Raw genomic sequence first — 6,667 nt, 5'->3', positions numbered from 1 at the left:
GCAGATACGGCCCTTCCAACGCGTCGTGGATGCGCCGCGCCCGTTCGCGGAAGGCGCGGTAGCCGCGTGCCGCGGCGGCGCCGCCGAAGGCGCCGACCGCCGCTTCCGCCGCGTCTGCCTCGACCGGCAGGTCGAGCCGGGCACCATCCACCCAGGCATGGCGGCCGAGCATCGTCTCCGGCCGCAGGGTCAGGCTGGCGGACAGGCTGCCGCCGGCCTCGGCGAAGATGCCTTCGAACACGTCGCGCATGGTAAGTAGGGCCGGGCCGGCCCCGACCATGGCGCCGCCCGCTTCGACCTCCCGGATCTTCCCGCCCGGCCGCGCGGCGCGTTCCAGCACCAGCACGTCGCGGCCGCGCGCGGCGAGCAGCGCCGCCGCGACGAGGCCGCCCATGCCGGCGCCGATCACCACCACTGGCCGGGTCCGAAGGGCCATGGCCCATGAAGGCGGCGCGGTGCGGTTGTGTCAAGCGCGCCTGACACACGTGCGCCGTGCGGGGTCCGACAAGAATTGTGCCGCTGTCATCACAGGCTGGCATATCCCTCGCCGCCAGGCGTCATTCCTTATTGACGCCAGGGCTGTGTCGCATCAGATGGAAGCGAGGAAGGAAGGACCGTCGCGCCCGAAAAGGGTCCGCAGCGGTCCGGCTGTGAGACCGGGGACGTTCCGCATGACGCGCGTCGCGATCACCCAACCCGATGTCACGCTCGTCCTGGATTGGGACGGGATCATCCGTGACGCGTCCGTATCTTCCAGCATCGCCAAGGAAGGGTTGGAGGGCTGGGTCGGCCGCCATTGGACCGAGACGGTCGGCGACACTGCCTCCGAGCAGGTCCGCCGCCTTGTCGAGGATGCGCGCGATCGGGGCATCTCCGCCTTCCTCCAGGTGACGCAGCGCTTCCCCTCCGGCCTCGAGCTTCCGATCGAGTACACCACCGTCCGCCTCGGCAGCCGCGACGGCATCATCGCCGTGGGCAAGAGCCTTCTCGCGGTGCAGGAGCTGCAGAGCCGCCTCGTTGCGGCGCAGCAGGCGCGCGAGCAGGACTACTGGAAGCTGCGCGAGATCGAGATGCGCTCGCGACTGCTCTTCGACGCCTCGTCCGAGGCGGTGCTGGTGATCTCCGCCGCCGATCTGCGCATCATCGAGGCCAACCCGGTCGCGATCCGCGAGCTCGGCTTCGCGCCCGGCTGGGATTTCGGGCAGGAAGTCGCGTTGCGCGACCGGGCTGCCTTCCAGGAGCTCCTCGCGCGGGCGCGCGAGCACGGCCGCACCCCGGGCGTGCTGCTGCATCTCGGCGCGACCGACCGGCCCTGGCTGCTCCGCGTCTCGCTGATGGCGCGCGAGACGGGCCCGGTGTTCCTGATCCAGCTCGCGCCCGGCGCCAACGAGCCCGGCCGCGGGCTGCCGCGTGCCGTGCCGCCGCGCACCGACGAGCTGCTCGAAGCGCTGCCCGACGCCTTCGTCGTCGCGGACGCCGACGGCCGCGTCCGACGCGCCAACCGCGCCTTCCTCGAACTCGTGCAATGCGCGACCGAAGGCGCCGTGCTCGGCGAGCCGCTCGGCCGCTGGCTCGCCACCCCCGGCCAGGACGCGTCGGTCCTCATCCGGACGCTGCGCGAGCACGGCGAGGTGCGGCTCTTCACCACCACCATCACCGGCATCCTCGGCAGCGAAGCGATGGTCGAGATCTCGGCCAGTGCCAGCAGCAAGGGCGGGCCGCTCGCCATGGGCTTCCTGGTCCGCGACGTGACGCGCCGCGCCGCGCCGCGGCCGGCCGTGGACGACGCGCTGCACGGCGCGCTGGCCGAGGTGCTGAGCGAGATGGGCCGCCTGCCGCTGCCCGTGCTCGTGCGCAACACCGCCGCGGTGGTGGAGCGCGCCTGCATCGAGCAGGCGCTGCAGGAGGCGAACGGCAACCGCACCGCGGCCGCCGACGCGCTCGGCCTGAGCCGGCAGAGCCTCTACGCCAAGCTCGAGCGCTACGGCCTGCACGAATCGCGCGAGGCCGAAGAGGAGCTCGCGGGATGAGCGAGCCGGGGCCCGCCCCCGGGCCGGCGGAGCCCGCCTTCGGCGTCGAGGCGGAGCCCGCCTTCGGCGAAGCCGACCTGGCGAATTGCGAGCGCGAGCGGATCCACCTGGCCGGCTCGATCCAGCCGCATGGCCTGCTGCTGCTGGTGCGCGAGCCGGACCATGTCGTGATCCAGGCCAGCGCCAACGCAGCCGCCCTTCTGGGTCTCGACGCGGTCCTCGGGCAGCGGCTTCGCGATCTCGGCGGCGATCTCGCTGCGGCCGTCCTGCCCCGCACGCTCGAGGCGCTCGACGCCGGCCTGACCACCATGCGCGTCACCGCCGGCGCGGAAGGCCGCGCCTTCGACGCGATGCTGCACCGGCCGGCGGGCGGCGGCCTGATGGTGGAGCTCGAGCCGGCCCAGCCACCGCACGACATCGCGCGGCGCGTGGAGACCGCGCTGCAGGCGTTCCTCTCCTGCTATGCGCTGCGCCAGCTCTGCGAGGAGGCGGCGCGGGTCTTCCGCGACATCGGCGGCCACGACCGCGTCATGGTCTATCGCTTCGCGGACGAAGGCCATGGCGAGGTCTTCGCCGAGCAGCGCCGCGCCGATCTCGAATCCTATCTCGGCAACCGCTATCCGGCCTCGGACATTCCACAGGTCGCGCGCCGCCTCTACGAGAAGAACCGCCTGCGCGTCGTCGCCGACGTGCACTACGAGCCGGTGATGCTCGAGCCGCGACTCAATCCGCTGACCGGCGACGAGCTCGACCTGTCGCTGTCCATGCTCCGCAGCGTGTCGCCGATGCACGTCCAGTACCTGAAGAACATGGGTGTCGGCGCCACCATGGTCGCCTCCGTGATGGTCGGCGGGCGGCTCTGGGGCCTCGTCGCATGCCATCACGAGACACCGCGCCGCCCGCCGCTGGCCGTGCGCGCCGCGGCGGAGCTGCTGGCCGAGGCGCTCGGCACCCGCATCGCCGCGCTGGAATCCTTCGTGCAGGCGCAGGCCGAGCTGTCCGTGCGCCGCCTGGAGCAGCGGCTGGTCGAGGCGATCTCGCGCGAGGGCGACTGGCGCGCGGCGCTGTTCGACAGCCCCGCGACGCTGCTGCACCCGCTCGGTGCGACCGGCGCGGTGCTGCTGTTCGAAGGCCAGGTGCAGACGCTGGGCGAGGTTCCGGCGACGCCGCATCTTCGCGCCCTCGGCGACTGGCTCGACGCGCAGCCGCGCGGCCTTGTCCAGACCCATTCGCTGCGGCAGGAGGCGCCCGGCCTCGACGCCATCACGCCGGTGGCGGCGGGCATCCTGGCGGTGCCGATCTCGGCCTCGTCCGGCGAGTATCTGGTGTGGATGCGGCCGGAGCAGCAGCGCACGCTGATCTGGGGCGGCGATCCGACCAAGCCGGTCGAGATCAGCGAGGACGGGCTCCGCACCCTCGCGCCGCGCCGCTCCTTCGCGAAGTGGCACCAGCTGGTCGAGGGCAGCGCCGAGCCCTGGTCGGCGAAGGACGTCGCGACCGCGCGCCTCATCGGCGATTCCGTCGCCGATGTCGTCATCCAGTTCCGCTCCGTCCGGCTGCTGATCGCCGAGGACCAGCTGGCCCAGGTGCGCCGGCAGGTCGCCGTGTCCGAACAGCCGGTGCTGATCTGCGATGCGCGCGGCGCCATCGCCCTCGTCAACGACGCCTTCGACCGCCTGCTGCCCGGCCTGCGCGGCGCGCGACCACGGCGCATCGAGGAACTCGCGCCCTTCTTCGCCCATCCCGCCGAGATCCGCCGGCGGCTGCACGAGTTGGTGGAGAACCGCCAGTCCTGGAGCGGCGAGCTGCGGCTGGCCGACGACGATGCGGAAGCCGGCCGGCCGATGCTTGTGCGCGCCGACCCGGTCTTCTCCTCGCCGGACCGCATTCTCGGCTTCGTGCTGCTGTTCAACGACCTCGGCGAGCGCAAGGCGGCCGATGCCGCGCGACGGCGCTTCCAGGACGTGATCGCCGAGAGCCACCGGACGCGGGCGGGATGGCTCGACCGCCACGCCGACATGGTCTTCCAGGGCATCCTCGCGTCGCTCGTCGAGAACGCGCAGCTCGCCGCGCTCGAGATCGCCGAGGGCGTCGAGGTCGGCCGCATGCCGGAGATGCTGGAAAGCGTGCGCGCCTCCGTGGCCCGCACCACCGAGGTGCTGGAGATGCTGGCGCGGCAGCTCGGCGCCGAGAAGCCGCAGCCCTGGGACGATGCCTGATGGCTTCGCCGTCTCCGCGCGCGCGGCGCTGCGGGGCGCGACAGAGGCCGTGCATCTCCGCCTGCACGCCATACCCGTCTTCGAGGCGCTGGCCGAAGGCCGCATCACGCGTGCGGCCTATGCCGCGCTGCTCCGCCGCAAGCTCGGCTTCCACGCCGCGCTCGAGGCGCGGCTGGCCGAGGCGCCCGATCTGGCATCGCTCGGCGTCGATCTCGCTGCGCGCCGGCGCTCCCACCTGCTGCGCGCCGACCTCGCCTGGCTTGGCGTGACGTCAGAGGCGGAACCCGCGCCTTTGCCGCGCTACGACACCACGGCCGCGGCCCTCGGCGCGCTCTATGTCGCGGAGGGATCGACGCTCGGCGGGCGGCATCTTGCGCGTGCGCTCGACGGCCTCCTGCCGCCCGGCATGGACGGGCGGCGCTTCCTGCTCGGCCATGGCGAGCGGCATGGCGAGATGTGGCGCACCTGCTGCGCCGCGATCGAGCGCTGCGGCGCCGAGGCCGAGGCGCGCGCGCGGATGATCCAGGGCGCCCTCGACACCTTCGCGGCCTTCGAAGCGTGGTTCACGGCGGCCGAGGCCCTGGCCTGATCGGTCAGGCGGGCCCAGCCTCCAACCCGTCGCCGCCATAGAGCCAGGCGAGCGTGTCGCGCCATTCGGCCTGCGACTTGGCGCGCATCACCGCGTTGCGCAGAGCGGCATGCGCGCCGGCCGGGTGATAGACATGCTCGCCGATCGCGCGCGAGGTCAGCTGCACCCGCGCGGTGCGAAGGCTGCGCCGCGCGTTGTAGGCCGGCAGGGCGCGGGCGACGTCGCCGTCATGCGCCGCCATCTCGTGGGCGAGGCAGACCGCATCCTCCATCGCCATGCAGGCGCCCTGCGCCATGTATTGCAGCATCGGATGCGCGGCGTCGCCGAGCAGCGCGACGCGGCCTGCCGTCCAGCGCTCCACCGGCTCGCGGTCGCACAGCACCCAGAGCTTCCAGTCGCGGCCATGCCGGATGATGGACTGCGCGGTCGGATGCACGTGGTGGAAGCCGGCCAGTACCTCCTCCTCCGACGCCGGCTTGCCGGCGACCGGCTCCGGCGCGTCGTTGTGGTAGGTGACGACGAGGTTGAAGGTCTTCCAGCCCTGCAGCGGGTAGTGGACGATGTGGCACTTCGGCCCGGCCCAGAGCGTGGCCGCGTTCCAGCGCAGATCCTCCGGCATCTGCTCGGTCGGGATCACGCTGCGGTAGGTGGTGTGGCCCGAGACGCGCGGCGGCCCGTCGCCTACCAGCTGGCGCCTTATGTTCGACCAGAGCCCGTCCGCGCCGATCAGCGCGGCGCCGCGCACCGCCTCGCCATCCGCCAGGAACGCCGTCACCGCCGCGCCGTCCTGGTCGTAGCGTGCCACCTCGGCGCCGGTGCGCAGCGCGATGCGCGGATGCGCCTCGCAGGCCTTGAGGAAGACGCCGTGCAGGTCGCCGCGATGCACCACGCCATAGGGATTGCCGAAGCGGGCGCGAAACGCCTCGCCGAGGTCGATGTGGCAGATCTCCTCGGCGGTGAGCGCGTCCATCAGCCGCAGCCGGTCCACGGTGATCGCCATGCCGCGCGCGACGTCGCCGATGCCGAGCGCATCGAAGCAGTGGAAGGCGTTGGGCCCGAGCTGGATGCCGGCGCCGACCTCGCCCAGGCGCTGCGCCTTCTCCAGCACCTGCACCGCGAAGCCGGCGCGGGCCAGGCCGAGCGCGGCCGCGAGGCCGCCGATGCCGCCGCCGGCGACGATGATCGGATCGCGTCCCATGCCGCGATCCTCGCGCGGCGCTGCGTGCTGTCAATCGCGGCCGGGCTGCGTATATGGGCGGGCATGGGGCACGAGAGCGAACTCGCGAAGGTCAAGGCGCGCATCCGCGCGCTGGCGGCGCGTACGGTGGAGCGCGGCTGTTCCGAGGCCGAGGCGATGGCGGCCGCCGCCAAGGTGGGCGAGCTGCTCGAGGTCTATGGCCTGTCGATGTCCGAGGTTGAGCTGCGCGAGGAGGCCTGCATCCAGCGCGTCATCGTCTTCGACGATCCGCGGCGGCAGGCGATGGGCTGGCTGTTCCCGGCGTTGCTCCGCTTCACCGAATGCCGCGGCTGGACCGTCGGCCGCGCCGACTACGTGATCTTCGGCCTCGAGCCCGATGTGCAGATGGCCGAGTATCTGATGCATGTCGTCGCCACGGCGCTCGCCTGGGAGGAGACGCAGTACCGCGCCAGCGCCGACTATGCGGCGCGCGTCGCGCCGGGCGGGCGGAAGCCTGCCTCGGCCAAGGCCCAGGCGGCGCTCCGCAGCTTCCGCATCGGCTTCGCCGACCGCGTCGCGGCGCGGCTCGAGGAGCTCGGCAGCCATCGCCGCGCGACCGAGCAGGCGGCGCAGGCCGAGGCCGCGCGGCAGG

At 72.9% G+C, this 6,667-nt stretch carries 6 protein-coding genes; 4 read left to right on the top strand and 2 right to left on the bottom strand.

Features of this window, described 5'->3' with window-relative positions; genetic code table 11:
* Nucleotides 1-436: NAD(P)-binding protein (locus tag L2I40_RS16545; RefSeq protein WP_237216298.1), on the bottom strand; the 436-nt coding region annotated here is incomplete at its 3' end.
* 235 nt (nucleotides 437-671) lie between these two features.
* Between L2I40_RS16545 and ppsR the strand changes: the two genes are divergently transcribed.
* The 3 genes from ppsR to L2I40_RS16530 are packed head-to-tail and all read left to right on the top strand — an operon-like array spanning nucleotide 672 to nucleotide 4,838.
* Nucleotides 672-2,030: a transcriptional regulator PpsR gene (gene ppsR / locus L2I40_RS16540; protein WP_237216297.1), complete on the top strand. Its 1,359-nt coding sequence runs from the start codon at nucleotides 672-674 to the stop codon at nucleotides 2,028-2,030.
* Nucleotides 2,027-4,249: a GAF domain-containing protein gene (locus L2I40_RS16535; RefSeq protein ID WP_237216296.1), complete on the top strand. Its 2,223-nt coding sequence runs from the start codon at nucleotides 2,027-2,029 to the stop codon at nucleotides 4,247-4,249. The genes ppsR and L2I40_RS16535 overlap by 4 nt, the downstream gene beginning before the upstream one ends.
* Nucleotides 4,242-4,838, top strand: a complete 597-nt coding sequence (locus L2I40_RS16530; RefSeq protein WP_237216295.1) for a biliverdin-producing heme oxygenase — start codon at nucleotides 4,242-4,244, stop codon at nucleotides 4,836-4,838. Before L2I40_RS16535 ends, L2I40_RS16530 begins: the two co-directional genes overlap by 8 nt.
* A 4-nt stretch (nucleotides 4,839-4,842) precedes the next feature.
* Here the strand turns inward: L2I40_RS16530 and L2I40_RS16525 are convergent, their stop codons facing one another.
* Nucleotides 4,843-6,036, bottom strand: coding sequence for a 3-hydroxybenzoate 6-monooxygenase (locus L2I40_RS16525; RefSeq protein WP_237216294.1), 1,194 nt, complete (start codon nucleotides 6,034-6,036; stop codon nucleotides 4,843-4,845).
* Nucleotides 6,037-6,099: 63 nt separating this feature from the next.
* Between L2I40_RS16525 and L2I40_RS16520 the strand changes: the two genes are divergently transcribed.
* Nucleotides 6,100-6,667, top strand: a 568-nt coding sequence (locus L2I40_RS16520) for a DUF7168 domain-containing protein (protein WP_237216293.1), incomplete at its 3' end; no start/stop codon positions are given.

This window comes from Falsiroseomonas oryziterrae (assembly GCF_021864505.1).
GTDB classification, from domain to species: domain Bacteria; phylum Pseudomonadota; class Alphaproteobacteria; order Acetobacterales; family Acetobacteraceae; genus Falsiroseomonas; species Falsiroseomonas oryziterrae.
Note: the sequence above shows the minus strand (reverse complement) of the source record. Positions and strands in the feature narration are given on the sequence as shown.